The sequence below is a fragment of the Halobacillus sp. Marseille-P3879 genome (assembly GCF_900240285.1).
Taxonomy (GTDB): Bacteria; Bacillota; Bacilli; order Bacillales; family Halobacillaceae; genus Halobacillus_A.
The window spans coordinates 1,014,624-1,040,998 of sequence record NZ_OESS01000002.1; the positions used below are offsets into that span (position 1 = coordinate 1,014,624).

Here is a 26,375-nt window from a genome sequence, read left to right on the forward strand (position 1 = left end):
TTAAATGCCTCATATTTATATCTAATAGTTAATAATGATTAACTGAACTTTCCAGAAATATAGTCTTCGGTACGTTGTTCTTTAGGATTTGTAAACAGGTCTGACGTGTTACCGAATTCAATTAAGTCCCCATTGTATAGGAAAGCTGTGTTATCTGAAATCCGAGCCGCCTGCTCCATGTTATGGGTTACAATGGCGATTGTATAGTGCTGTTTAAGTTCCATAACCAGATCTTCCACTTTAGCACTTGAAATAGGATCAAGCGCGGAAGTTGGTTCGTCTAATAATAATACGTTTGGCTGTAATGCCAACGCTCTAGCAATACAAAGTCTCTGCTGCTGTCCACCCGATAGCGAGAGGGCAGAAGTATCTAACCTGTCTTTAATTTCGTCCCATAATGCTGCTTGCTTCAAAGAGGTTTCCACAATTTTATTCATGTTGGACTTTGCCATACCCATAAATTTCAAGGCATGGGTTATATTCTTTCTAATCGGTTTAGGAAATGGATTCGGTTCTTGAAACACCATCCCTATTTCTTTTCTTAACGCTACCACATCAATATCTTTGTTTAAGATGTTGACCCCGTCATAATTAATTTCTCCATCATAATGGGCTGAAGGAATTTGATCATTCATGCGGTTAATAGTACGCAGCAAGGTGGATTTACCACACCCTGAAGGTCCAATAAACGCAGTAACTTTGTTTTTCTCTATCGGCATTGATACGTTTTTTACAGCTTGATGTTCACCGTAATATATACTTAGATTGCGTAAATCAAGAAGTGAATTATATTCGGGTTTATTCGTTTTATCCAAGGTTTTCTCTTTAGTTTGGTTCTCTCCATATGCTTTTTCAGCATTTTTTTCCACTTTTAACATGAGGGATCCCCTTTCTTATTTTGAACCAGTTATCTTGTTGTAAATAATGTTTCCAATCACTCGGGCTGTAACATTAAAAACAAGTACAAAAATAATCAAAACGGCTGCAGATCCGCTCGCAATTTCATCGACATCAGGCATAATTCCCTGCGAATTGACTTTCCAGATATGAACGGATAAAGTTTCAGCCGAACGAAAAGGGTTTAGCGGGGAATCAGAATTAAAAGGGTTCCACGTATCAAATTGTAAGTTGTTTGTGGAAAGCCCGGCCGTAAATAGTAAAGCAGCTGCCTCCCCAAAGATGCGTCCTGCTGACAGTAAAATTCCTGTTAATATACCAGGAAAAGCGGCTGGAACTAATATTGTTTTAACCGTATGCCAATGAGTAATTCCCAGTGCAAGGCTGGCATTTTTTTGTTTTTTAGGAACCGAGCGGATTGAATCTTCTGTTACACGAACAATTATCGGAAGGTTAAACACGGTTAGTGCCAAAGCTCCTGCAATAATTGAATAACCCAGACCGGCATATTGAACGAAAACTAGTAAACCAAACATTCCTACTACAATTGAAGGAAGAGAAGATAGTACTTCTACACTTGTACGAATAACGTTCGTTAATTTACCCGGCTTCGCATATTCTGCCAGATAGATGCCGCCCAATACACCCAGCGGCACTGAAAAAATCAATGTGACAACTAAAATATAGAAGGAATTCCAAAGTTGGTTTTTAATTCCCCCGCCTGCCATAGATGAACTGGAGTCAGAGGTTAAGAAAGACCAGTCTACGTTAGAGAGACCATTTGTCAGGATATAACCTAGTAAATATATTAAGGTTGCCGTCATAATTACCGCACACATAATGAACAAAGATGTGGCAAAATTGTTTACGAGACGTCTACTCATTACACTTTCCTCCTTGAGGACACAAAACGAATAATTATAATAAATACATAGGACATTATTAATAAGAATAGACCTAGAGACCATAGTAAGCTGTTATGCACACTTCCATAAGTGGTGTGCGGCATATCCAGCGTTATAATAGAGGTTAACGTAGCTGCTTGATCGGTAATTGACTCGGGAAGTCCTTTAACGTTCCCTATGACCATTTGAACAGCTAAAGCTTCACCGAATGCGCGTGCCATACCAAGAACGATCGCGGTCATTAAGGATGGCAGCGCTGCTGGAATTATTACTTTATATATCGTCTGCCACCTCGTTGCGCCCAGCCCATAAGAGGCATCTTTAATATCTTGCGGAATAGCTTTAATAGCATCAGCAGAAATACTAGTTATTGTGGGCAGAATCATTACCCCTACAACAATCATTCCGGCAAGCAAACTAAAACCCAGTCCTCCTACGTTCTCTCTTAATAGAGGAACAATAACCGTAACACCAATTAACCCATAAACAACCGAAGGGATACCTACTAAAATTTCAATAACAGGCTGGAGGACTTTCTGCCCCCATTTCTTCGCAATTTCGGTCATAAAGATGGCGCTGCCTATACCTAATGGAGCCGCCACTAAAGCAGCAAGAAAGGTAACGGCAAATGAACCAAATATAAACGAGAAAGCACCGCTGTTTTCTGTACCATCCCATTCAGTGGTCGTTAAAAAGTTCCATACACTCACATCAAATACAAAGAAAGTTCGAATTCCTTTATATCCAAGGAAAACAGTGATTGCAATAGTAGCCAAAATTACAATAAATGCACTGGAATAAACAAGGGCTTTACCCCTGCCTTCATTCTTTTTACTGGAAGAGCTATTCTTCTTTAGTAATCTATGATTGTTATTCTCAGACTTCTGAGCATTCTCCATAAATATCCTCCTAAAGCATGGGAAACGGGTTGAACCCAGCATCTGACAGACTAATGAACTAAGATTCAATCATTAGTTTATGTTCAGATTTCCAGGTCAACCCTTATGATATCCCGATTAAATTGTTAAGTTATAAAGCTTACTCAATATCTGATTCGTTACCTTCAGCGTCGCGTTCTACTTCCATTTCAGTAGCAGGAATATAACCTTGATCCGGAAGAAGAGAAGTTTGAACTTCTTCGCTCATCATATAATCAAGAAATTCTTTTTCCAGACCCTCAGGTTCACCTTGCGTATAGCTGTGCTGATATGCCCAGATCGGGAAATCCCCTGTTTGTACGTTTTCATCTGTAGGTTCGACTCCATCAATGCCTAATGGTACAATATCTTCGTTGCGCTCGAAGTAAGCGAATGATAGATAACCTACAGCCCCAGGAGTATCATTTACAATCTGCATCACACGGTTTGAAGAGTCTTCAGTAATTCCTTCAGCAGGCTCCTCACCGTCTAGTCCGAATTCATTGAACGTTGCTCGGGTTCCTGAACCATCAGGACGGTTGACCAGAGTGATTTCTTCGTCTGCTCCGCCAACTTCAGACCAGTTCGTGATTTCTCCTGTGAAAATGTCTTTTAGTTCATCTTTAGATAAGTTATCAACACCAACTTCTGGGTGAGCAGCTGCCGTCATACCTACAACGGCTACTTTGTGGTCCACAAGTTCATCGGCATCGATGTCATCTTTGGATTCCGCAAAATAGTCTGAATTACCAATGTCGAAGTTCCCGGCAGATACTTCACTTAATCCAGTGCCGCTGCCTCCGCCTTGAACATCGATTTGAGCGTCAGAGTTCTCAGCCATATATTCTTCAGCTGCTGCTGCCACTAGAGGCTGCATGGCACTTGAACCACCAACAGTGATGGAACCTGATTCACCAGACCCTTCTTCAGATCCTCCATCTTCGGAACCTGAACTTCCTTCCTCAGAAGATCCCCCACATGCTGCAAGTACTCCAACTACTAAGAAGAATGCAAATAGTAGTGCTAATCTCTTAAAATTCTTCATTATTTACTCCCCCTACATTCTCTAATGTTTTGGATGTTGGCTGACCAACTCACAATTCATATATTAAAGGGGGAGTATTAATTCCATATGAAAAGAAAGTAAAGGTTTTGTAAATCGTACGGATTTATGTATAAATATTTTCGAAAATGGTGAGTAATGTTGACTCATAGAACAATGGCGCCTGCGCCGGGTATGGGTCTACAAGAAAATATAGCCACAGATTAATATTTTATGGTTTTCTATAATATAAAAAAAGAGCAATGCCAGGAAAGGCATCACTCTTCATTTTCAACTTCTTCTACTTTTTCATCCGCTTCAGTGAGCTCCAGGTTAATCCCATCCTCTGCGCGTTCTTCTTTCAGGTCAAAGTAAGCATCAAGGATCCTTCGGGAGATCTCTCCATTAATGCTTGTATCCGCATCCTGACCTGTAAACGGAACAATTACGGAAAAGGCGACTTCGGGATCATCGTAAGGAGCGTATCCTACCATCGTTAAGTTTAGGGTTTCATACTGCACAGGATCACCATCTGCGTCATAAACAATATTGCCTTCATCATCACGCTCGGTAACAATCTCCTGAGCTGTACCGGTTTTCCCTGCCGGCTGGTAGTCTGCACCCTCGAAATAACCCGAAGCTGTTCCTCCTGGCAGCATTACATCACGAAAGGCTTCCTGTACTCTTGTTATGTCACTGTCATCCATCGTTAAACGATTCATTACAGTAGTATCATTTTTATTATATAGTGGTCCAAGTCCTTCTTCTTCCTGGTTTGGATTGTGCACTTCTTTAACCAGTTTAGGTTGAACTCGATTGCCTCCGTTTGCGATCGTCGAGACATACTGATTAAGCTGCATGGCGGTGTACGTACTGTATTGCCCAATAGAGAAGTCTAATACATTACCAGGGCTATCAAAATCCAGCTCTTCAAAGCCCTTAGCTTCATAAGGGAAGTCAATTCCAGTCTCCACCCCAAGTCCAAACTGGTTAAAGTGATAAACAAACCGCTGCAGCGTATCACTCTGTAAACCTAATGGGCCGTTTTCTACATATTCGTGTCCACCCATCCACATGGCAATAAAAAACATATAAACGTTGGAAGATTGCTGCAAAGCCTGACGATAGTTAACATTCCCTATCCCCGGCCGATACGAGCTTTTATCCTGACTACTTTGAAAGCGCAGGGTACGGTCATTAATTGTAGTTCCAGGGTTGATGACCCCCTCTTCAAGTCCTGTGAGGACCGTAGCTCCTTTAACTGTAGACCCCGGCATATAAGCGTTATAAACAGCTTGATAAGAGGCATCGGAAACTTTATCATCACCTGGTTCACGATCCCGGTTATATTCTTTTCCCGAGACAGCGAGTACTTCTCCATTATTCGGGTCAGACATCACAACTATTGCATTTTCCATATGTCTGTTCGCTTGAGGATTTTTTTCAATCGTTTCGACCAGCTCTTCTTCTACAATCTTGTCAACTTCCTGCTGCAATTCAATATCAAGGGAAAGCATAAGATCCTTACCTCTAGATCCTTCCCTCACCACTTCAGTATCAATTACATTATTACTTTTGTCTGTCGTGTATTGAACTTTTTCTTTCTGTCCACGTAACACACTTTCATACTGCTCTTCCAGGCCGCTCGTACCTACACGGTCGTTACGGCTGTAGTCTAGCGACATGTAGTATTCTTCTTCGTCTCTTGGTATCCCCTGATCACTCGTTGTAATTCCTCCGAGAAAACCTCTGAACGTATTCTCAAATGGGTACTCCCGCTCCCAATCAGAGGTTACATTAATTCCGGGAAGCTCGGAAAGGTGTTCCGCTACTGTTGAATATTCTTCCTGGGAAATTTCTGCATTTTTTACTACATGAGGAGACAAAGTGTATGCTTGATCCAATTCCTTCTTAATAGCAATAATTTCTTTGGTGTCATCGTCAAAGTTGCTGATTTCATCTTCTGTAATGCTATCAATTTGTTCCTGATAAACTTCCCCATTGTCTAAACCTTCTAACTCTTCTTCAGAGAGCCGGGAAGTTACCTCTTCTTCATTTTGTATAAAATAATAATCCTTCAGATCTCTTTCTGTTAATTCATCTTCAAAATCCATGTCTATATATTCGGCCATCTTTTCGGCAACCTCCAGCCTATCCTGCGGCTGAACTCCTTTAGGAGGTGTGTATGTAATCGAATAAAGAGGCTCATTATTTACCATCACACGTCCATACCGGTCATACATCTCGCCTCGAGGGACCGGTATAGTGGTCGTAGTATTTTCCGTACGATCAATCTCTTCCTGGGCAGATTCCCCTGTTAATATTTGTACAACGCCCAATTGAAGAATTAACCCTGCAAATAATAAAAACACGATAAAAAAGATAATATTTAAACGGAAAGGGACGTGTGATTTCTTTTTATTTGTTTTCTTCCCCATGGTTCCTCTCCCTTACTAATAAAGATTCCAACCTATAGTATATCATTGATTTAAGGTTAGAAAACAGTAGGAAAACCAAAGAAAAGGTATCAATTTTGTCCTGATGGTTTTGTTTTAAATTGTATGCCTTTTATTGAAAAGTAAATGATGAAATAACCGCCTCCGATAATCAGCAGAATATAAGGAATTCCAGTCTCAGGGGGGATAAAGGCAATGGCTACTAAAAACACCGCAATGGACAATACTCTTCCGGCATTAAGAAAAATTTCACGTACCACTATATACTCGATCCTCATTTCCCCTGCATTCCACGATTTCCCTATTACATCGAATGTTAAGGATTGATAAGGAACATAAAGCAACGGGAAAAACACTCCTGTTACAGCACCATAGAAGAGGAGCAGCAATAAGCTGTCTCCCATAAGCAGTAAGAGTACAGACACATACAAAACAAGACCTGCATAAAAGATAGCCTGTTTTCTCCGGCTTGGTTTAACGAATCGTGTAACAAGAAAAAAGAAGAGTAATGAAAAGCCTGAATACACAAGATTATAAATTCCTAACGTAAACTCATCTCTTGTTAAGAGATAAACCCAGATGGTAACAGCAAATAAAAATGTACCTTCTCTAAACCCTTGAGATACATGAGCTTGCAGGATTTTATTCCAATTTGCATTGTATTTTCTCTCCAGGACAATCCTTCGAAATGAAAAATTCCCCTTGGCTTTTCTTCTCGATAAACCAAAGCTTATAAAAACCGCTAAAATAAAAAAGCTGAATGAAATGGCAAATATAACCGTATAACCTGTAAGTTGATCCAGAGTAGAAATCACATAACCTGCAAATAAAGGACCTGTCATTCCGCCAAATGACTGGAGTACGCCTAGAAAACCGTTAAAGAAATCTCGTGTGTCCGGTTCAGTGATTTCGAAAGTGAGTACGTTGTAAGCCAGCCAGTAAAATCCGTAGCCAATACCGAGCAGCGATCCGAGGAGGATATTAAATTGCGCAGCCTTTTCTCCGATAATAAGAACGGCAAGAAAAAATGCTGAAAGGACAATGACTCCTGAACGAAGCACAATTACACGGTCAATTTTTTTAGCGCATTTTCCAGCAACAATAAAGGTTAACGGCTGCATAACATATATACTTAAGTTATACAATGCGATGTCTGTATAACTGTTAGACTGCTTCCATAAATAAACATTAACAAACGTACTTGATAAAAAAATACCTAATGAATAAAGTCCTCCAATTAATAGTAAGAAAATAAGATCCTTTGAGACATTTTCCTTGTTTAACCACACCTTTAACATCTTCAGCATAATTGTATATCTCCTTTAACCATCTGTTCTTAGTGTGATCAGAACACTTTGAGATATACAAAAAGAAGGGTACAGAAACGAATCTGTACCCTTCACTTCCTATTATTATTTAGCTGCGTCGTAGCGCTTAGAAACCTCATCCCAATTAACCACGTTCCAGAACGCTTTTGCGTAATCCGGACGACGGTTTTGATAGTTCAGGTAGTATGCGTGCTCCCAAACATCAAGACCAAGAATTGGTGTTTTACCTTCCATGATAGGAGAGTCCTGGTTAAGTGTATCAATCACTTCAAGCTGACCATTATTAACTACTAACCATGCCCATCCTGAACCGAAACGGCCAAGAGCTGTAGCTTCAAATTTCTCCTTGAATTGATCGAATCCACCAAAAGTCTCTTCGATTTTAGAAGCAAGCTCTCCGGAAGGCTCTCCTCCGCCGTTTGGAGAAAGAATGGTCCAGAAAAGACTGTGGTTAGCGTGTCCGCCGCCATTGTTGCGGACTGCTGTTTTAATATCTTCCGGTACAGCTTCAAGGTTATTTGCAAGCAGTTCCTCAAGTGACTTGTCTTGAAGAGCAGCGTGCCCTTCAAGTGCACTGTTAAGCTTTGTCACGTACGTGTTATGGTGCTTCGTATGGTGGATGTTCATCGTTTCCTTATCAATAGTGGGTTCAAGTGCATCGTATGCGTAAGGTAGTTCTGGTAGTTCAAATTTAGCCATGTTTAACTCCTCCTTAAATAGTATGTACATTTTGTGAATGACTTCATTCCACAATTGTACCTTACCAAAATGAAAATTTTCTTGCAAATCATTTGCACCTTGTTTGAGGTGATTTTGATTTCCCGTAATATACATTCCCGTAATGTATTTATTTAAACATAAAAAAACAAGCTTCATCGCTTGTTAGTAAATGGTGGCTCGGGACGGAATCGAACCGCCGACACACGGATTTTCAGTCCGTTGCTCTACCGACTGAGCTACCGAGCCTTATTAATTTATAACCCAGCTCTTAAAGCTGATATTATGGCAAAATATAACAAGCCATTCTGAAGCATGTCGTTCTAAATGGATGTACCGTTACGTAGTACACAAATATCGTCCTACGAATGTATAGATCATTGTCCCGAATACCGCAAAAATCAATATGTAATGGCGGAGGAGGAGGGATTCGAACCCCCGCGGGCCGTGAAGCCCCTGGCGGTTTTCAAGACCGCTCCCTTCAGCCGGACTTGGGTACTCCTCCGCAAAAAAATGGTGGACCCTGCAGGACTCGAACCTGCGACCGATCGGTTATGAGCCGATAGCTCTAACCAGCTGAGCTAAGGGTCCAACATGGGGCGGTTGATGGGGATCGAACCCACGAATGCCGGAACCACAATCCGGTGCGTTAACCACTTCGCCACAACCGCCATGTTTAAAGATAATGTATGTAGTCAAATTCAGTTTTCCATGCGAAAAGCTTCAAAGCCACTCAGCACTTGGTTTATCCAGCTTCACGGGCCAGACACTCGCGAGATAAGTCAGTCCCTTCTATGTTCCAAAGATAGGGAACTTTGCAGCGCCTGTCTTATCCGTTTCGTGTCTAAACAGGCCCCTTCAGCACTTGGTACATCCGGCTTCATGGCTTAGATGCTCGCGTCATAAGTCAATCATCTGAATGGTCAAAGATCAGACCATTACAGCTGCTTGTCTTATGCGAGTCGCATCTATCAAAGCCACTCAGCACTTGGTAGTAGCGGCGGAGGGGATCGAACCCCCGACCTCACGGGTATGAACCGTACGCTCTAGCCAGCTGAGCTACGCCGCCATGTCATAAATTGTGTCGGCTTCAATGAAGCGACGCAAATAAATATACCATGCTTTCAAGAAAGTGTCAACAACAATTTTTAAAGTGAAATCGACAACAAAAATAATATAGCATGTAGCCTCAATCGTTTCAATATATTTCAGAAATATTTTTTAAAAAAATTTGAACCGCTGAGACTCTCAGCGGTTCATTTGCTGGATTTATAAGCTTTCTTTCTCTCCAAGTACTTCTTCTGCAATATTCACTGCATGGTCGCCGATACGCTCTAAGTTACTTAGCATATCTACAAACACGATGCCGGCCTGACCCGTACATAAGCCTTCGTTCATACGGATAATATGCTTTTTACGGAATGTTCTTTCCATTCTGTCTAGTTCATTCTCTTTTTGTACAACGGACAGGGCTTCTTCACGATCCATAAATTCCAGAGATTTCGTTGCCTGTTTTACTGTCATTAACGTTAAGTCGAACATTTCATTTAAATCTTCAATGGCTTGTTCTGTCAGCAATACTTTATTTGAATTCTTATAGTCAATCAGTTCAATTATATTCTCGAAGTGGTCACCAATGCGCTCTATATCCCGGACAGAATCCATTAAAGCCGTATGCTTATGACTGTCTTCATCAGAAAGTTCAGCCTGTGAAAGATCCACTAAATAGTCAGTAATTTTACGATCCAGGTTATTTAATGCTTCCTCAATCTGCATAGCTAACTCAGAATGTTTCTGCTGTTTGTTATTTAAATATAACCCTGTTTCTTCTAGTCCTTTATAGGCATATTCACCCATTCGAATAACTTCTTCTTTCGCTTGATCCAGCGCTAAGGATGGAGATTGTTCAATAAAGATTGGATCAAGGTGTTGTGGCTTAAACTCGATTTCTGAATCATTACCAGGAATGATTTTCATTACAAGCCAAGCTAAAAAGGCGATAAATGGAAATTGAACGATGGTGTTAGCAATGTTAAAAGAGCCATGGGCAAACGCAATGGTCATTTCAGGATTCAAATCTAATGTTATCCTCAGCCAATCCACAAATGCATAAAACGGAACAAGGAGTATTAAGAATACCGTAGCACCGAGTACGTTAAAAATAACGTGAGCCGTAGCAGCTCTTTTAGCACCGACACTGGCTCCTATACTTGCTAAAACAGCCGTAATCGTCGTACCAATATTGTCACCAAACAGAACTGGAAGCGCTGCCTGCAAATCGACAAGCCCTTCACCCATCAATTGTTGTAAAATCCCAATTGTCGCACTGGAACTTTGAACGATCACTGTAAACAAAGTCCCTATAACAACGCCAAGGACAGGATTGTCACTCATGCTCACCGTAAGCTCCTGGAAGGCCTCCAGGCTTCTAAGCGGCTTCATCCCGCCACTCATAACATCTAAACCAAAGAACAGTGCACCTAGGCCAAATAAGGTCTGACCCCAGTTCGCCACCTTTTTACTCTTGAAGAAAAAGAGAAAAAATGAACCTACAGCTAAAATAGGAAGGCCATATGCTCCTACATCAATACCTATAATGAATGCAGTAACCGTAGTACCAATATTGGCTCCCATTATAACCCCGATGGCTTGTCTAAAAGTCATAAAGCCGGCGTTTACGAGGCCGACCGTCAGTACCGTCGTCGTTGTACTGCTCTGCACAAGAACCGTTACAACCAACCCGGCTAATACTCCCATAAATGGATTGCTTGTAAATTTGTCTAATATCTCTCTTAAGCGGTCGCCAGCTGTACGCTGAAGCCCATCCGCCAAATATTTCAAACCAAAAAGGAAAATACCGAGACCACCAATGAACTCAAAAATCATCTGTTGAACATCGATTTCTGCCAAAGTTTCTCCACCCTTTCTTCATCCAAGTTTTGTTTTTTATTTCTTTCTCTTTAAAACACCTTCCTCATTATTGACGATTTAAAAACGCTTTGTAAAGAGAATTCATGAATCTTAACATTAAATTTACATTCGTGTTATTTTGACAGTTTCCCAGCCATTCTTACCTTGCCTTCATGAAGCATTGTCGATTACGATAGAAACGATTAATGTAAAGGAGATATTTACATATGAGTAAAACTAAACAAATGATAAAAAGTTTCTATCATCTAAAGATGATCTCGGCATTTCGTATTCAGCCTATGGGCAGGGCTATTAGTTATTTATTCTACTTGAGTCTTGTGATTTTACTGCCCGTGCTGGGGGGAGCTTTATACACTTACTTTAGTGCTGGTGAGAGTTCTTCCATTACCAGCGGCATATCCAGTGGAATATTTATTGTGATTTTCCTTCCCTTTTTGTATTTCCTTATTTCAGCTGTTTTATTTAGCTTAGTTTCTATTCTTGCTAGTGCCGCTCTTCTCTATGCACGTCTGAAATGGCGGAGAACCGACTATAAACAGCTTTGGAACATTACCGCTTTTTCTATCACAGCACCTACCATCATTTTTGTTGTCATTGAAAGCTTTTTATTTTCTAGCTCCTGGCTGATTATCTTTCACCTTCTTATATCTGTTGTTTACGCAGGACTGGCTGTTCAACATTTACCAAAAAAAAATAGACCAGCTTAACCGCACTGGTCTATTTTTCAATTGGAGCAGATGTTTTTTTAACTAATATCCTCGTTCCATCTACGGAAACTACTCTGATTGAATCTCCTTTGTAAATCCACTGGCCGTTAGATATGGCACTGTATTCTTCTTCATCTATCTGAATGGTTCCAACCGGCCTCATATCCGTTAAGGCTTTACCTGATCGATCAACCAATTGAGAATAAGATTCTTTCATTGAGTTGTAGCCCATTTCAGAGCTAAGTTGATCAACGAGTGCAATTTTTGTCCACATTTCACGTCGTTTAAACACTTTTAGAAACATAAGAGATGAAGCACCGCCAATTAAAACACCGATCACCGCATATAATCCTGAAACCCAATTAGGTGCGCTGAAACCCACGGCAATCACCATGGCAGTAGCTCCTATCGTAGCCAGCGTGCCGTCATTGACTACTTTGCCGTCAATAATAATCAAGGTCAAACCAAGAATATAAACAAACATCATAAGAGCAAACATATCAGGAGTTAAAAAGGAGTAAAAATATACAGTAATAAACCCTAACCCTAACACGCCAAATAACCCCCGCATATTTACGAGCAGCTCGCCGATTAAAAATAATGTACCAAATAATGTAACAAGCAGGACAATCCAATCATGACTTAACAACCCCACTTCAATTCACCCTCCCTCATTCCTCTTTATTATATACGTATGACTAACTTCTTTTGTTTCAAAACAGCTGTAAAGTTTTCTATCTTCCTTCCCTCATGATATAATTTTTAAGGATAGCGCACAATTGCTGACCAATGTAAACGTTCGGTAAGTTTCAAGCGTCTATACTTCTCATTTACCATCATACCCCTTATAATGAGAGGTGGTATTTTTATAATGAGCTTTTTTCAGATACAAAGGAGCGATTATTAATGGCAATAACTCACAGAAAAGATACTCGACCTGTCAAAGTCGGTGATCTGACAATAGGTGGAGCTGATCAAGTTGTGATACAGTCCATGACTACTACTAAAACGCACGATGTTGAAGCTACAGTTGCAGAAATCCATCGTTTAGAAGAAGCAGGTTGTCAGGTTGTCCGTGTAGCTTGTCCAGACGACCGGGCGGCTGATGCAATACCAGAAATTAAAAAAAGAATTAACATTCCTTTAGTGGTCGATATCCACTTCGATTACAAAAAAGCTTTAAAAGCTATTGAAGGCGGAGCTGATAAAATCCGCATTAATCCGGGAAATATCGGGAAACGTGAAAAGGTCGAAGCGGTTGTGGAAGCAGCAAAGGCTAAGAATATTCCAATTCGTATTGGAGTAAATGCCGGGTCTCTTGAACGCCATATTCTTGAAAAATATGGCTACCCTACAGCCGACGGTATGGTGGAAAGTGCCCTGCACCATATTAGAATTCTTGAAGAATTGGATTTCCACGATATTATTGTTTCCCTTAAAGCTTCAGATGTTAAATTAGCCATAGAAGCTTACGAAAAAGCGGCCGAAGTCATTCCTTATCCGCTTCATCTGGGGATTACGGAGTCTGGTACTTTATTTGCTGGTACAGTAAAAAGTGCCGCAGGGTTAGGAGCTATTTTAAGTAAAGGGATCGGAAGCACCCTGCGTGTCAGCCTTAGTGCCGATCCTGTAGAAGAGGTAAAAGTGGCTAAAGAATTACTGAAGTCCTTTGGTTTAGCTTCCAATGCTGCCACCTTAATCTCCTGCCCAACCTGTGGACGCATCGAAATCGATTTAATTTCAATTGCCAACGAAGTTGAAGAATATATTCAATCCATTAAAGCACCGATCAAAGTAGCCGTTCTCGGATGTGCGGTAAATGGTCCTGGGGAAGCAAGAGAAGCGGATATTGGAATTGCTGGAGCGAGAGGAGAAGGGCTTCTCTTCCGTCACGGTGAAATTATTCGTAAAGTTCCCGAAGACATTATGGTTGAGGAATTAAAGAAAGAAGTAGATAAGCTGGCTGAAGAGCACTATGAAAAAGAACGATTAGAGAAAGAACAACAAGAAGCATAAGTAAAAGGTGGACCAAATTGGTCCACCTTTTTTAAGTTAGAACATCTGAGTCACGGGTGCCAGAAATAAAGAGAACAAGATAGAGACGATACTAATAATGATCGCCATATTACCTAACGTATCTGCTCCACGCCTTTTTCCTATGACACCAAATACTATTCCCACAATTCCTAATAAAAACGGAGCAAAGAAAAAGGAAAGAATGGCAGCTGCAAGTCCTACCCAAGCCATTCCTGACTTGACTTCCTCTTCCATATTCGTTTCCGCTTCTTCAGATCTAATGGGTTCATTCACAGGTACTGCCGCTTCCTGAGCATATTCTTCATCATAACTTTCACCATAGACAGGCTGATTGGCTACTCGTTCAACTTCGGTTGAGTGTTCTGCTTCTTCACTATGCTCCTGAAGCTCCTGGTTTTTCTGATCCCCTACAGACTTATTTGTTTCATCCATACTAAACCCTCACTTTCTGTTTGAGAATCATGCTTAGTATGTGAAGAAACCATTTTTTTAGCTGAGGTATATAATGGATTGAAAATCGTGTTAGTTGGCACTTGCGACTGTTTCATGACGGCTGGCTTTAGTTTGAATTTCTTTAGCATACCAGCTTTTCGCATCCCCGTTTTCCTCAATATATTCCTTTAGACCTTCTACTCCCCGATGATAAGCTGTCAGCGCCTTATCCCAGTCATTATATTTATTATATAGGTAGTCGAGATATACGACAGACAGCTGCATGGAATAGTAAGGGTCAAAAAGCAGTTCTTCCTCATAAGGAAGGCCGGCCATATCTGCGATCCATGGTGCTGTATTTTTCATAAACTGCCCCATTCCGTATGCTTTTCCATATTCTGTTTCAGGACCGACAAGATTCGGGTTAAAGGTATCTCCAGTTTCCACTTTCAGCAGCTCGTACACAACAACAGGATCTATGCCGTATTTCTCTGCCTTTTTAACTAAAAATAAGGCCCATGGCTTCTTAAATTCTCCATCACTATCTTTATAAAAAGCATGGGCCTGCTCTTCTAAGTATGCCCAGTCTTCAAAGTCACTGGTTTCTTCGGCTGCACCTTCTGATGATACATATTCATACTCTGACTTCAGTTGTTCATTCTCTTCAGTTAATTGATCATTTTTTTCTGCTAACAGCCGATTATCTCTGTCCTTATAATAATTGACGATTAAAACGGAACCAGTGACAACGACAATCGTTAAGCTGATTTGAATAAATACTGTTACTGCTCTCAAAACTAACACTCCTCACTACTACAATTCCCCACAGGGCGTACCGAATGATTCATCCCCCCGTCTCCTTAAAATAAGATTCAGCAGGAAAACTTAGAACGCTTCCCAACTCCTTAACATAAGGTGTACTGAATAGAAAACGAAGGAGAATGGATAGATGAAAAACATAGCACAACAGTACATTACCCATAAATTAAAGAACTTAACCACAGATGAATTAATTTATTACAGCCAAATGTATAACATCCCCCTGACCAGTCAACAGGCCGATCAAATTGTGAAAGAATTCAAGAAAAACAAAGAAAACCCTTTTGAAAAAAAAGGGAGAAAAAAGATGCTTCATAAACTCGCTCAAATCACCTCGAACGAAACCGCTCATTCTGTAGATATCCTGATTCACCAGCTGGCCAAACAATACGGAGTGGAGGAATGGCTCCATTAAAAAGAGAGTGCGAAATGCACTCTCCTCCCGTATTACTGCGCCATAATTTTTTCCTTTAAATCTTCTTGAAAACGACCTTCTTTAATCATTTCGATTTCAAATCGATAAGGCGGCTGCTTATTCTTTTTATCCTCACCCACATACGGGGTTTCAAGGATCTTTGGAATGTCCTTGAACGTTTCATGATGTATTACATAATGCAGGGCATCAAAGCCGATATGACCAAAACCGATATTTTCATGACGATCTTTACCAGCACCCTGTACGTTTTTACTGTCATTAACATGTACGACCTTTATTCGATCGATCCCTACAATTTTATCAAATTCATTTAGTACACCATCGAAATCATCGGTTACAGGATAACCAGCATCGTGAATGTGACAAGTATCCATGCAAACAGACAATTTATCGTTATGAGTCACACCATCGATAATCTGCGCCAATTCCTCAAAACTTCTTCCGCATTCTGACCCTTTCCCTGCCATTGTCTCTAACGCAATCTGAACGTTCTGGTCTTTATGAAGCACCTCATTTAGCCCTTCTATAATCTTAGCTATCCCCTTATCTGCTCCCTGTCCTACATGAGAACCAGGATGGAGTACAATTTGTTTAGAGCCTAAAGCTTCTGTCCTTGCGATTTCATTTCTTAAAAAATCGACACCCAGCTCAAAAGTTTCAGGTTTCGTTGTATTTCCAATGTTAATGATATACGGGGCATGAACGATAATATCGTCGATTCCGTTTTCAGTCATATGCTTTGTACCATTTTCAATATTTAATTCTTCGATTGGACGCCTTCTTGTGTTTTGGGGTGCGCCTGTATAAATCATAAACGTGGAAGAACCATATGAAGCTGCTTCTTCACTTGCTCCTAAAAGCATTTTCTTTCCCTTCATTGACACATGAGACCCGATTTTAACCATAATGGTACTCCTCTCTAACGCTTCTTACGGTAACTGTCCCGTTTAAGCTTTTTATAATTTTTATCAGCTTCTTGTTTCATCTTCTTTTTATAGCCTGGTTTTACTTTTTTAGGTTTTTTCACCATTTGCTTTGCTTTTTTCTCTAATTCAGAATGAACAGGCGTTCGTTTCTGTCTTTCTTTGTATGATTTAGCCTCTCGCCATTCTCCATTTTTCACTTCATAAAAGTTAAAAGTTAATCCCCTTTTTTCAAGTTTTTCAATTAATGGGAAATCTTCCTCTGTATATAGATTAATTGCCGTACCTTCTAAACCAGCACGGGCGGTTCTTCCTACACGGTGAATATAAAACTCCTCTTCCTTCGGCATTCTGGCGTTTATTACATGACTTACTCCTTGAATATCGATTCCTCTCGATGCCAGATCGGTTGCTACAATATACTGATAGCGAAGGCTTTGCAAATCTTTAAGCATTCTTTTTCGTTCCCGGGGGCTTAAACCACCATGTATAAGACCTGTTTCCAACCCTCTGTCTAATAAGCCTGAGGCCAGCTCATCAGCCTGTTCTTTACCATTTGTAAAAATGATCGCCAGATAAGGCTGAATACTTTTAGAAATATCCATAATTAAATCAGCCGGATCTTTATGCCGTAAAGCGACCAGACGATGTTCCATTGATTCAGGTGAAGGTTTGTTATCATCAATTTTAATGTGTGTCGGGTTTACTAAATATTTTTTTAAAAAGGGCTGAAGCCTTTCAGGAATAGTAGCTGAGAATACGAGTAACTGAAGGTCTTCATTCATGCGAATCAGAATTTGATCAACATCTTCAATAAAACCTAAATCAAGCATTAAATCTGCTTCATCAAGCACGAAAGATTTTACGTTATGCACGTCCAGAGCTTCCTCTGTAACCATATCCAAAATGCGGCCCGGTGTTCCTACAATAATTTGCGGGGGATTACTCGTAAGCTTCTCCACCATTCTTTGCTTATCTGTACCTCCAATCACCAGGCTTGATTTCCATACCTCTTCTTTCCCAGCAAGCTCAACAGCTTTTTTTACTTCATTATATATTTGCATGGCCAGTTCACGAGTAGGAGCCGTAACAACAAATTGTACATGTTGACTATCGTCTTCCAGCTGATTTAACAAAGGTAATAAATACGCGTGAGTTTTTCCGGAACCAGTGTGAGATTGTCCAATCAAACTTTCTCCACGCAATACCGCAGGAATGACCTGCTCTTGAATAGGTGTAGGATTAAAAAAACCTAACCCTTCTATAATCTGTTCAACATTAGAGCTAATTGCATATTCTTTAAATGAATGGTTACCCATAACCGTACTCCTTTAATGTAAAATATCCCTATCCTATTATAATCGACTATTAGCTGAATTGCACGAATCATAGAGATTCTTTGTCTTATTATGCTTTAGCCTTTATAATAGAGGATGAATCAATTCGTAGGAAAAGTTGATTTTTCACAGAACGAAGAGGAGGATTTATGAAATGGAAGTCATAAAAATCGCCCCTCGCGGTTATTGTTACGGAGTGGTGGATGCTATGGTCATTGCGCAGAATGCTGCCAAGGATCCTAACCTGCCGCGCCCTATATATATCTTAGGTATGATTGTTCACAACACACATGTTACAGATGCATTTGAAAGTGAAGGAATTATAACCGTCGATGGTAAAAACCGTTTAGATCTGCTCGAAGGTATTAATGATGGCACTGTCATTTTTACAGCTCACGGGGTTTCCCCTGAAGTAAAAGAACGAGCCAAAAGAAAAGGTTTGACTACGTTAGATGCGACTTGCCCCGATGTAACAAATACTCACAATTTAATTAGAGATCGAGTAGCTGACGGATATGAAATTATTTATGTTGGAAAAAAAGGACATCCTGAGCCTGAAGGTGCCATGGGTGTTGCGCCAGGTAAGGTTCATCTCGTTCAGACAGAAGAAGATGTGGAAGAGCTTGAGGTTGACAATGATAAACTGTTAATTACGAATCAGACAACAATGAGTCAGTGGGATGTTTATGATGTAATGGAGAAAGTGAAAGAAAAATATCCGCAGGTAGAAAAACACCAGGAAATTTGCATGGCTACTCAAGTGAGACAAGAAGCGGTTTCTGAGCAAGCAAAGGATGCAGATTTAACTCTCGTCGTAGGGGATCCTAAGAGTAATAACTCTAACCGTTTAGCACAGGTTTCTATGGAAATTGCCGGTACACAAGCTTACCGTATTGCTGATGTGACCGAAATTGACATCGATTGGCTTGAGGGAGTCTCCACAGTAGCTGTTACAGCAGGGGCGTCAACTCCTACCCCCATCACAAAAGAAGTCATCAAATTTATTGAACAATTTGATCCAGAAGACGAGAATACGTGGATTCGTGAATCAAAAGTAGAGCAGAAGAAAATTCTCCCTCGAGTAAAAACCAAGAAAAAATAAAAAAATAGTCCCCCTTTCTCTTAGGAGAACAGAGGGACTATTTTTTATTCAAATTTAAATGGTTCTGTGTGAGATTGAGAAATAATAACACTTAGATCTTTTCCAAAGTCATCGTCTATCCATTTCGCCAGTTCCGGGAGTATAACTTTTTCCACATGATGGCCTGGATCAATAACCGCCAGGCCGTTTTCTTCAGCTTCCTGGGCAAGGTGAAAAGACATATCACCAGTAATGTAAACATCTGCACCCTGGCTTAATGCTGACGAATAATATTTCTCGCCGCTTCCTCCTAAAACAGCTACTTTTTGAACCTTTTGTTCCGGTTTCCCTACAAAGCGTAATTGAGGTACCTCATATTTATCTTTTATCTGCCTGCATAACTCCTTTAGACTTAAAGGGTTATTTAAAACACCAATTCTCCCGATCCCTTTAGGTGCCCCATCATTTAATAAAGGGTAAAGATCATAAGCTGCTTCTTCATAAGGATGAGCCTTAATCATTGCATCTAAGACCTGAGGAAGAATTGATTTAGAAAGGATCGTTTCTATCCTTTTCTCCTCTACTTTTTCCAATTCTCCAGTATTGCCTATATAAGGGTCACTACCTTCCAAAGGCTTGAAGGTTCCCTCTCCATTTACTTGATAAGTACAGTGGCTGTAGTCTCCTATATGCCCTGCTCCAGCTTCACTTATAGCGTTACGTACTTGTTCAGTATGAGTGTGAGGCACATAAACCGCTAACTTTAAGAGCTCTTCTTTATTCGTCTCTATTAATGGCCTGGTATCCTGCAGGTCTAGCAGTCGGCTCATCACGTCATTCACTCCGCCGCTTGCAATATCCAGGTTCGTGTGTGAAGCATAAACCGATATATTGTGCTTCAGCAATTTTTGCACCACACGTCCTTTAGGCGTTTCCACATCAATTTTGTTTACCTTTACGAACAAAAGCGGATGGTGTGCGATGATAAGGTCAACACCTTCCTCTATTGCTTCATCCACTACGTTTTCCAGGACATCCAGCGTAACCATCACTTTTTCCACGTTCTGCTTCAAAGATCCTACCTGCAGGCCTACATTATCCCAGTCAAACGCATCATAAGCGGGAGCTCTATTTTCGAGCAATGCAACGATCCTACCTACTGTTATTTCTTCCTTGCTCACTGCAATACCTCCTCTAACCACCTGATTTCCTGTTCGAATTGTTCAATCTTACGTTGGTTCGGTTCAGCTGCTTTTTTCATTTGTTTAACAATTTGTTGTTTCTTAGCTTTTTCCTCCGACCACTTCTTATGAAACACCTTATTCTTTTCTCTTATTAAATGAGGGCCCAGCCATAATTCTAAATTCATATGACGTTTACTATATTCCAAATCAGGCTTTCCCTTCTCCCCGACGAGTATTTCGTAAATATGTCCATTTTCTTCAAGGATGACTTCGTTTACAAGATTGTATTGATTGGCTAAGAACCACTTTCTTATCGAACGTGCATCAATATTAGGTTGGGCAATAATTCTATTAATGTTCGATAACTTTTCCTTCCCCTGATTCAGAATCTCAGTTATAAGAGGGCCGCCCATACCAGCGATAACGACTTGATTCACTCGCTCGTCAATAACCTCTAACCCATTCCCTTGAATGACTTTAACCTGATGATCCAACTGTCGCGCTTCCACTTCTTCTAAGGCACTTAAGTAAGGTCCTTTATTTAATTCTCCCGCAATGGCGAAAGCCTCTTCGTCGTGCTGGCACACGTAACAAGGCAAATAGGCATGATCAGATCCTATGTCAGCAAAACGTATGGGTTTTTTTAAAAAACTGGCCACTGTGCCAAGTCGTTTAGACAACTGCTCCGCGTTCATTTTATTCATCTTTCCTCTCATAAAAAGAAAAGCTTCCTGTACATTTACAGAAAGCTTCTCTTCGTTTATTGATGCTCTTCAGCAAGCCATTCTGCCAATGTTGCAGCATCATCACCTGTATAAAGACCAGCCGGCATCGCACCGCCGCCCTTACCATTTTCGATAATGTCTTGAATTTCTGAAGCATCATACCTGGAACCTACTTCCTGCAGGTTCGGTCCATTCTGTCCCTCTAAGTCTCCACCGTGACAGCTTGAACATTGTTGTTCATACATTTCTTCAGGTCCTGCGGCTGTTTCTTCACTTTCTTCGCCATCTTCTGCATTTTCAATTGCTTCTCTTTCGTTAATACCTACTGATGATACAACAATCATCACTAGTATTCCTAACACAGCAATAAGTGCAAAAGGAATCACAGGGTTTCTTCTCATTAGTTGCATCCTCCTTATGTATCCCTTTAAAAGTTTGAGAGATGTCTAATCGACTATATTTATTTTACTTTAAATTCCTTCCTTAGGAAAGGGAAAACATGAAAACTTATAAAACTGTTGAAATAGCTAAACTACACTAAATAAATTTCAAATAGCGCCTGGCTGCACTCCATTTGGTTAAAATTTAATACAAGTTATGAAACTTAATTGAACGATAGTTAATAACATGTTTTTAAAAAACACTATCGATGAAAGAGCATCCTCTAGACATCGCCGGATATTTATGTAAGCGATAACAACAAATATCGACAAAAGCCCTGTTTGCATTATATTACCCATTTCAGTAAAATAAATGACAAGAAATGAAAGCGGAAGCAATAAAAGGCTTTAAAGAATTAATACAAAAATGTATGTAAAGGGAATGCTGATGACCTGCGGTGCCCTGTATATATCTTTTACAGAATATTATGGCACAGGAATCAGCCGTTTCTATTCAATTTCCTTTACTCTGTTCCAGTACGGGGTTGAGAACAACCAATACTTATAAGAAAGGTTCAGGGACCTTAAAGGTCCCTGAAAATAAACGATTAAATTCATTATTCCATAAAGTCCTTTAACCGCTTGCTTCTGCTTGGGTGTCTAAGCTTTCTAAGTGCTTTAGCTTCTATTTGACGGATACGCTCTCTTGTAACTCCGAAAACTTTTCCGACTTCTTCTAACGTTCGTGTCCGGCCGTCGTCGAGGCCAAAACGCAGACGTAATACATTCTCTTCTCGGTCAGTTAACGTATCCAATACGTCTTCAAGTTGTTCTTTTAAGAGCTCATAAGCTGCATGATCAGAAGGAGAAGTAGCTTCCTGGTCCTCAATAAAGTCACCCAAATGAGAATCATCTTCTTCTCCTATTGGAGTTTCCAGAGAAACTGGTTCTTGAGCAATTTTTAAAATTTCTCTTACTTTATCCGGCGTAAGCTCCATGTCTTGTGCGATTTCTTCAGGTGTAGGTTCACGTCCAAGGTCTTGAAGCAGCTGACGTTGAACTCTAATCAATTTATTAATCGTTTCCACCATATGAACCGGAATCCTAATCGTCCTTGCCTGGTCTGCGATAGCACGTGTTATAGCCTGTCTAATCCACCAAGTAGCATAGGTACTAAATTTAAAGCCTTTACGATAGTCAAACTTCTCCACAGCTTTAATCAAACCCATATTGCCCTCTTGAATCAGGTCAAGGAACAACATCCCACGCCCTACATAACGCTTGGCAATACTTACCACGAGACGCAGGTTTGCCTCTGCTAATTCTCTTTTTGCTTCTTCATCACCGTCTTCAATGCGGTGTGCAAGGCTGATTTCATCGTCAGCAGATAGAAGGTTTACACGTCCGATTTCTTTTAAATACATCCGGACAGGGTCATTTATTTTTACTCCAGGCGGCACACTTAAATCATTTAAATTAAATTCTTCTTCTTTGTTAAGCTGCTGCATGCTTGGATCCTGATCTGAGTCACCTATAACTTCAACACCCTGTTCATTCAGGTACTCGTAATATTCATCCATTTGATCGGAATCTAATTCAAAACTCGAGAGTTTTTCGGCTACTTCCTCGTAAGCTAAAATCCCTCGCTTCTTTCCCACTTCAAGCAGCTGTTCTTTCGCTTGCTCCAGGGTTAATTCACTTTCGTTTTCTTTAGAACGTGATGGCTGTTGTTGCTTATCCGCCATGAGTCCCCCTCCTTCCAACTATCCATACCATTAATGAGTATTTTTCAACTCTTGCTTTCGTCTCAATATTTCCATTGCAATTTCTGCAGCTTTTATGGGGTTATTATGCTGCTCTGCTTTTTTTTGTTCTGCCTCTAAGCTTTTTATATCATTGCGATCGGTACTTTCTGAACGAATTCTATGAAGATAATCGGAAATTTCCTGGTCAGATATTTCTTCATCCATTCCTGAGGACATCGTCAGTTCGATCACTAGATTCTTCAAAGATTGATCTTCCAGCCGCTCAATAAATTGACTGACGTTTGGCTCATGGCCATCTTCATAGTATGCATATAAGTGCGTTACAATAACCTGGTGTTCAGAAATATTAAAAGCTCCTCCTAATTCCTCTTGCACTTTATCAGCAATAACAGGGTTTTTCAACATATTTGCTATCAGTTTTCGTTCTGCATTATGAAAGGCTGGCAGCAGCTTATGTTGCGTAGAATTCCTTTTCAGGGGAGCATTTTGCCGATGTTTGGTCCTAGAAGCCTCTGCTTGTTTAACGTTCTGCTTAGATTGAAGATGTTCAACTTCACTTTTTAATGTCTCCATAGACATTTGGAACTCTTCAGCTAAAGCATTTAAATAATGCTCTCTTTCAATCGTACGCTCTAGTTGAGCGATCTCCTGTAATACCTTTTCGATATAGGCAATACGATCTCCTTCTAATTGAAGGTTATAATTTCTACGAAGGTAATTTATAATAAACGACGTATAAGGATCACTTGCTTCTATTACTTCTTTTTCAAAGCGATCTCCGCCAAATTTCTTTATATAGTCATCAGGATCCATGCCTTCTGGCAATCGAGCAACATGAGTCTGGCAGCCTGTCTGTTTTAAAAGCTGGGCTGCTTTTGCAGCTGCAGCTGTGCCGGCATCATCGCCATCGTAGCAGATGACCACTCGATCAGAGTATCTCTTAATTAACTTTGCCTGAGTCTGGGAGATTGAAGTCCCCATAGTTGCTACACCGTTATGAATTCCTGCCTGGTCTGCAGCAAGCACATCTGCATATCCTTCAAAAAGAACCATGGTTTTTGTCTTCCTTATTGAGGAACGTGCGAGATCAAAGTTAAAGAGCAGCCTCCCCTTCTGAAAAAGTTCAGTTTCTGGAGAATTTAGATACTTTGGTTCCTGATCTCCTAGTGACCTTCCTGCAAACGCTACGGTCTTTCCTAAATGATTTCGAAGAGGGAACATAATTCTACCACGAAAGCGATCGAAATATTCTCCATTTTCACTGGAAGTCAGCAGTCCTGCTTTTACCATGGTTTGAGGATGAAACCCCTTCTTTTCCAGGAAAGTCGCTACGAATGATGGAGATGTAGGGGAAAAACCAAGCTGGTATTTCTTTATTGTCTCTTCGGTAAAACCTCGATCCAGTAAATAACGCAAGGCTTCCTTACCCTCTTTAGAGTTTCGAAGCATGTGATTGTAAAGCTTCGTCATCCATTCATGGGCATCCAATATACTTTGAGACTCAGGATCAGTCTGCTGAACCGGACCTTCGCTTAATTCCTCAGGGAGAGAATGACCCGTGACCTCTGCCACTTTAGAAACGGCCTGAAGAAAACTGAAGCCCTCTACTTCCATTAAAAACGTATAAACGTTTCCACCCTTTCCGCATCCAAAGCAATGAAAGATCTGTTTATCACTGGATACAGAAAAAGAAGGGGTGTTTTCTCCATGAAATGGGCATAGTCCGAAGTAGTTCCTGCCCTGTCTTTTTAATTGGACATATTCCGCAACTACATCTGCAATATCAACGGACTTTCTTATCTCGTCTACTTTTTCTTCTGGGATGTGTCCAGCCATTATCATCACCGTACCAGTTGTATAGAATTACTTACTCTCGATTTTCAATGCCCGTTAAGAGTTCAGTTAAAGTTTGCGTAAACACCCTTCGATCCTCATCCGTAAATGCCCGTGGACCTTTCCATTTTTTTTTACGCTTCAATGACTGCTGTCGAAGATGCTTCTGATTCATAATATCAGTGGCTTCCCCCTCTTTTATCAGTTTACCTCTTGGCGTAATAACATAAACCCCTCTAGGCGTCAATAATACAGCTAAAGAGTAATCTTGAGTAACCACTATATCCCCTGACTTTACGCGGTTTAAAATAAAAAGGTCCACAGATTGCGAACCGTGATCAAGATACGTCCAGTTTTCATTATTTGTGCCATGCTTATAGTGATTTACTGTTGCCACAAATTTAGGCTCTAATTGAAAACTTGAGCAAACCAAACGAATCTCTTCTTGAACAGGACAACTATCGGCATCTACCCACACACTACTGTTTAAATTCTGCATACTTGAGTAATTCTACAATAATCGTTAGATTCCTTCCCTTTTCTTAATGTTTTATTATTCAGAAAAGTATATTCATGTAAATAGCAATATGATTATTTTTACACAAATAATTATTATAATACATAAGAATTAAAAAATCTATATATTTTCAAGAAAAAAAGCGCTTAAAAAATAAGCGCAAATTAATGATTTTTAATCGGCTGAAATAGAATTCTGCCGTTTTAAGTTCATAATGACGTTGGCCGTTTCTTCTACTGCTTTATGAGAAACATCGATAACATGGCAGCCTATTCTATCTACAACATCCTCAAAGTGTTCAATTTCCTGCTGAATCCGATCCATATTTGCATAGCTCGCTTCTGACCCCAAACCTAGCGACTTCAAACGTTCGCGACGGATATCATTTAATTTTTTAGGGCTGATCTTCAATCCTATACATCGCTTAGGATCAACTTTAAATAATTCTTCCGGAGGTTCTACTTCAGGCACAATTGGGACATTTGCCACTTTTAGCCGCTTGTGGGCCAGATATTGGGATAAAGGAGTCTTTGAAGTTCGTGAAACGCCAATGAGAACAATGTCTGCCTTAGTAATCCCTCTGGAATCTCTTCCATCGTCGTACTTCACAGCGAATTCGATGGCTTCTACCCGTTTGAAATAATCCTCATCCAATTTATGAACAAGGCCTGGTTCCAATCGCGGTTCCGCTTGGAAGTACCTTTGCATAGCGTCCATCATAGGGCCCATAATATCGATACACTCAAGCTCATACTCTCTGGCTTTCTTTATTAAATGAGACCGGAACTCGGGAATTACCAATGTAAAACCAATCATTGCACCGCGTTCTTTAGCTTGAGCTAAAGCTTCATTAATTGTACCTTTATCCTCAACATAAGGAATTCTCTGTACTTCAAACGGACCGTCGTCAAACTGACTCAATGCTGCTTTGACTACAAGTTCAGCAGTTTCCCCTACGGAATCGGATAGTATATAAATAAAAGGTTTCTTCAATGTTTTTCCTCT

At 40.3% G+C, this 26,375-nt stretch carries 24 protein-coding genes and 5 tRNA genes; 4 read left to right on the top strand and 25 right to left on the bottom strand.

Features of this window, described 5'->3' with window-relative positions; genetic code table 11:
* Positions 1–38: 38 nt before the first annotated feature.
* The 13 genes from pstB to C1A12_RS13095 all read right to left on the bottom strand — a co-directional run bounded on the left by pstB (position 39) and on the right by C1A12_RS13095 (position 11,148).
* A complete protein-coding gene (gene pstB / locus C1A12_RS13035) occupies positions 39–878 on the bottom strand; it encodes a phosphate ABC transporter ATP-binding protein PstB (protein WP_101844297.1) in 840 nt (279 codons plus the stop codon).
* Between the two features lie 15 nt (positions 879–893).
* On the bottom strand, positions 894–1,781 hold the full coding sequence (gene pstA, locus C1A12_RS13040) for a phosphate ABC transporter permease PstA (RefSeq protein WP_101844298.1): 888 nt from the start codon (positions 1,779–1,781) through the stop codon (positions 894–896).
* A complete protein-coding gene (pstC, locus tag C1A12_RS13045) occupies positions 1,781–2,701 on the bottom strand; it encodes a phosphate ABC transporter permease subunit PstC (RefSeq protein WP_101844299.1) in 921 nt (306 codons plus the stop codon). Before pstC ends, pstA begins: the two co-directional genes overlap by 1 nt.
* Positions 2,702–2,840: 139 nt before the next feature.
* On the bottom strand, positions 2,841–3,767 hold the full coding sequence (locus C1A12_RS13050) for a phosphate ABC transporter substrate-binding protein (RefSeq protein WP_373420469.1): 927 nt from the start codon (positions 3,765–3,767) through the stop codon (positions 2,841–2,843).
* A gap of 272 nt (positions 3,768–4,039) precedes the next feature.
* Positions 4,040–6,199, bottom strand: a complete 2,160-nt coding sequence (locus C1A12_RS13055) for a penicillin-binding protein 2 (protein ID WP_101844301.1) — start codon at positions 6,197–6,199, stop codon at positions 4,040–4,042.
* Between the two features lie 89 nt (positions 6,200–6,288).
* The gene (locus C1A12_RS13060) at positions 6,289–7,524 is read right to left on the bottom strand and encodes an MFS transporter (protein WP_101844302.1); all 1,236 of its coding nucleotides are present in this window, start codon (positions 7,522–7,524) and stop codon (positions 6,289–6,291) included.
* A gap of 105 nt (positions 7,525–7,629) precedes the next feature.
* Entirely contained in the window at positions 7,630–8,244 is a 615-nt protein-coding gene (locus C1A12_RS13065) for a superoxide dismutase (RefSeq protein WP_101844303.1), read from the bottom strand.
* A gap of 191 nt (positions 8,245–8,435) precedes the next feature.
* Positions 8,436–8,511 (bottom strand) — tRNA-Phe (locus C1A12_RS13070).
* Positions 8,512–8,674: 163 nt separating this feature from the next.
* A tRNA-Ser gene (locus C1A12_RS13075) sits at positions 8,675–8,767 on the bottom strand.
* Positions 8,768–8,776: 9 nt separating this feature from the next.
* A tRNA-Ile gene (locus tag C1A12_RS13080) sits at positions 8,777–8,853 on the bottom strand.
* A gap of 4 nt (positions 8,854–8,857) precedes the next feature.
* A tRNA-His gene (locus tag C1A12_RS13085) sits at positions 8,858–8,933 on the bottom strand.
* Between the two features lie 324 nt (positions 8,934–9,257).
* Positions 9,258–9,331, bottom strand: a tRNA-Met gene (locus C1A12_RS13090).
* Between the two features lie 200 nt (positions 9,332–9,531).
* The gene (locus C1A12_RS13095) at positions 9,532–11,148 is read right to left on the bottom strand and encodes a Na/Pi cotransporter family protein (RefSeq protein WP_101844925.1); all 1,617 of its coding nucleotides are present in this window, start codon (positions 11,146–11,148) and stop codon (positions 9,532–9,534) included.
* 251 nt (positions 11,149–11,399) lie between these two features.
* Here C1A12_RS13095 and C1A12_RS13100 point away from each other — a divergent pair, with 251 nt between their 5' ends.
* Positions 11,400–11,900 (top strand): DUF1189 family protein, encoded by a 501-nt coding sequence (locus C1A12_RS13100; protein WP_101844304.1) that lies wholly within the window; start codon positions 11,400–11,402, stop codon positions 11,898–11,900.
* Positions 11,901–11,910: 10 nt separating this feature from the next.
* Here C1A12_RS13100 and C1A12_RS13105 read toward each other — a convergent pair whose 3' ends face one another.
* Entirely contained in the window at positions 11,911–12,555 is a 645-nt protein-coding gene (locus C1A12_RS13105) for an NfeD family protein (protein ID WP_235001594.1), read from the bottom strand.
* Positions 12,556–12,806: 251 nt separating this feature from the next.
* Between C1A12_RS13105 and ispG the strand changes: the two genes are divergently transcribed.
* Positions 12,807–13,916, top strand: coding sequence for a flavodoxin-dependent (E)-4-hydroxy-3-methylbut-2-enyl-diphosphate synthase (gene ispG, locus C1A12_RS13110; RefSeq protein WP_101844305.1), 1,110 nt, complete (start codon positions 12,807–12,809; stop codon positions 13,914–13,916).
* Between the two features lie 36 nt (positions 13,917–13,952).
* Here the strand turns inward: ispG and C1A12_RS13115 are convergent, their stop codons facing one another.
* Complete coding sequence (locus tag C1A12_RS13115) at positions 13,953–14,369, bottom strand: DUF4190 domain-containing protein (protein ID WP_101844306.1); 417 nt, start codon at positions 14,367–14,369, stop codon at positions 13,953–13,955.
* Positions 14,370–14,459: 90 nt separating this feature from the next.
* Positions 14,460–15,164, bottom strand: coding sequence for a lytic transglycosylase domain-containing protein (locus tag C1A12_RS13120; RefSeq protein WP_235001595.1), 705 nt, complete (start codon positions 15,162–15,164; stop codon positions 14,460–14,462).
* 154 nt (positions 15,165–15,318) lie between these two features.
* On the opposite strand from C1A12_RS13120, the gene C1A12_RS13125 reads away from it, so the two are divergent.
* Positions 15,319–15,603, top strand: coding sequence for a DUF2624 family protein (locus C1A12_RS13125; RefSeq protein WP_101844307.1), 285 nt, complete (start codon positions 15,319–15,321; stop codon positions 15,601–15,603).
* A gap of 32 nt (positions 15,604–15,635) precedes the next feature.
* Here C1A12_RS13125 and C1A12_RS13130 read toward each other — a convergent pair whose 3' ends face one another.
* Positions 15,636–16,529 carry a deoxyribonuclease IV gene (locus tag C1A12_RS13130; protein WP_101844308.1) on the bottom strand — a complete coding sequence of 298 codons (894 nt, stop codon included), beginning with the start codon at positions 16,527–16,529 and terminating at the stop codon, positions 15,636–15,638.
* 14 nt (positions 16,530–16,543) lie between these two features.
* Positions 16,544–17,866, bottom strand: coding sequence for a DEAD/DEAH box helicase (locus C1A12_RS13135; protein ID WP_101844309.1), 1,323 nt, complete (start codon positions 17,864–17,866; stop codon positions 16,544–16,546).
* A gap of 172 nt (positions 17,867–18,038) precedes the next feature.
* Here C1A12_RS13135 and C1A12_RS13140 point away from each other — a divergent pair, with 172 nt between their 5' ends.
* Complete coding sequence (locus C1A12_RS13140) at positions 18,039–18,986, top strand: 4-hydroxy-3-methylbut-2-enyl diphosphate reductase (RefSeq protein WP_101844310.1); 948 nt, start codon at positions 18,039–18,041, stop codon at positions 18,984–18,986.
* 44 nt (positions 18,987–19,030) lie between these two features.
* On the opposite strand, the gene C1A12_RS13145 is transcribed toward C1A12_RS13140, so the two are convergent.
* The 7 genes from C1A12_RS13145 to C1A12_RS13175 form a co-directional block, all read right to left on the bottom strand.
* A complete protein-coding gene (locus C1A12_RS13145; protein WP_235001596.1) occupies positions 19,031–20,146 on the bottom strand; it encodes a Nif3-like dinuclear metal center hexameric protein in 1,116 nt (371 codons plus the stop codon).
* A complete protein-coding gene (locus C1A12_RS13150) occupies positions 20,143–20,853 on the bottom strand; it encodes a tRNA (adenine(22)-N(1))-methyltransferase TrmK (protein WP_306417008.1) in 711 nt (236 codons plus the stop codon). The genes C1A12_RS13145 and C1A12_RS13150 overlap by 4 nt, the downstream gene beginning before the upstream one ends.
* 56 nt (positions 20,854–20,909) lie before the next feature.
* Positions 20,910–21,275, bottom strand: a complete 366-nt coding sequence (gene cccA, locus C1A12_RS13155; RefSeq protein WP_101844311.1) for a cytochrome c550 — start codon at positions 21,273–21,275, stop codon at positions 20,910–20,912.
* A 596-nt stretch (positions 21,276–21,871) separates the two neighbouring features.
* Positions 21,872–22,999 carry an RNA polymerase sigma factor RpoD gene (rpoD, locus tag C1A12_RS13160; protein WP_101844312.1) on the bottom strand — a complete coding sequence of 376 codons (1,128 nt, stop codon included), beginning with the start codon at positions 22,997–22,999 and terminating at the stop codon, positions 21,872–21,874.
* A 30-nt stretch (positions 23,000–23,029) separates the two neighbouring features.
* Positions 23,030–24,856, bottom strand: a complete 1,827-nt coding sequence (dnaG, locus tag C1A12_RS13165; RefSeq protein ID WP_101844313.1) for a DNA primase — start codon at positions 24,854–24,856, stop codon at positions 23,030–23,032.
* A 31-nt stretch (positions 24,857–24,887) separates the two neighbouring features.
* Complete coding sequence (locus tag C1A12_RS13170; protein WP_101844314.1) at positions 24,888–25,352, bottom strand: DUF188 domain-containing protein; 465 nt, start codon at positions 25,350–25,352, stop codon at positions 24,888–24,890.
* A gap of 192 nt (positions 25,353–25,544) precedes the next feature.
* On the bottom strand, positions 25,545–26,363 hold the full coding sequence (locus C1A12_RS13175) for a pyruvate, water dikinase regulatory protein (RefSeq protein WP_101844315.1): 819 nt from the start codon (positions 26,361–26,363) through the stop codon (positions 25,545–25,547).
* Positions 26,364–26,375 lie beyond the last annotated feature (12 nt).

What these genes read in the sequence shown, in the direction of transcription:
- pstB (WP_101844297.1), bottom strand. Translation starts at nt 878, where the DNA reads ATGTTAAAAGTGGAAAAAAATGCTGAAAAAGCATATGGAGAGAACCAA.
- pstA (WP_101844298.1), bottom strand. Translation starts at nt 1,781, where the DNA reads ATGAGTAGACGTCTCGTAAACAATTTTGCCACATCTTTGTTCATTATG.
- pstC (WP_101844299.1), bottom strand. Translation starts at nt 2,701, where the DNA reads ATGGAGAATGCTCAGAAGTCTGAGAATAACAATCATAGATTACTAAAG.
- C1A12_RS13055 (WP_101844301.1), bottom strand. Translation starts at nt 6,199, where the DNA reads ATGGGGAAGAAAACAAATAAAAAGAAATCACACGTCCCTTTCCGTTTA.
- C1A12_RS13060 (WP_101844302.1), bottom strand. Translation starts at nt 7,524, where the DNA reads ATGCTGAAGATGTTAAAGGTGTGGTTAAACAAGGAAAATGTCTCAAAG.
- C1A12_RS13065 (WP_101844303.1), bottom strand. Translation starts at nt 8,244, where the DNA reads ATGGCTAAATTTGAACTACCAGAACTACCTTACGCATACGATGCACTT.
- C1A12_RS13095 (WP_101844925.1), bottom strand. Translation starts at nt 11,148, where the DNA reads ATGATTTTTGAGTTCATTGGTGGTCTCGGTATTTTCCTTTTTGGTTTG.
- C1A12_RS13100 (WP_101844304.1), top strand. Translation starts at nt 11,400, where the DNA reads ATGAGTAAAACTAAACAAATGATAAAAAGTTTCTATCATCTAAAGATG.
- ispG (WP_101844305.1), top strand. Translation starts at nt 12,807, where the DNA reads ATGGCAATAACTCACAGAAAAGATACTCGACCTGTCAAAGTCGGTGAT.
- C1A12_RS13115 (WP_101844306.1), bottom strand. Translation starts at nt 14,369, where the DNA reads ATGGATGAAACAAATAAGTCTGTAGGGGATCAGAAAAACCAGGAGCTT.
- C1A12_RS13125 (WP_101844307.1), top strand. Translation starts at nt 15,319, where the DNA reads ATGAAAAACATAGCACAACAGTACATTACCCATAAATTAAAGAACTTA.
- C1A12_RS13130 (WP_101844308.1), bottom strand. Translation starts at nt 16,529, where the DNA reads ATGGTTAAAATCGGGTCTCATGTGTCAATGAAGGGAAAGAAAATGCTT.
- C1A12_RS13135 (WP_101844309.1), bottom strand. Translation starts at nt 17,866, where the DNA reads ATGGGTAACCATTCATTTAAAGAATATGCAATTAGCTCTAATGTTGAA.
- C1A12_RS13140 (WP_101844310.1), top strand. Translation starts at nt 18,039, where the DNA reads ATGGAAGTCATAAAAATCGCCCCTCGCGGTTATTGTTACGGAGTGGTG.
- C1A12_RS13150 (WP_306417008.1), bottom strand. Translation starts at nt 20,853, where the DNA reads ATGAATAAAATGAACGCGGAGCAGTTGTCTAAACGACTTGGCACAGTG.
- cccA (WP_101844311.1), bottom strand. Translation starts at nt 21,275, where the DNA reads ATGAGAAGAAACCCTGTGATTCCTTTTGCACTTATTGCTGTGTTAGGA.
- rpoD (WP_101844312.1), bottom strand. Translation starts at nt 22,999, where the DNA reads ATGGCGGATAAGCAACAACAGCCATCACGTTCTAAAGAAAACGAAAGT.
- dnaG (WP_101844313.1), bottom strand. Translation starts at nt 24,856, where the DNA reads ATGGCTGGACACATCCCAGAAGAAAAAGTAGACGAGATAAGAAAGTCC.
- C1A12_RS13170 (WP_101844314.1), bottom strand. Translation starts at nt 25,352, where the DNA reads ATGCAGAATTTAAACAGTAGTGTGTGGGTAGATGCCGATAGTTGTCCT.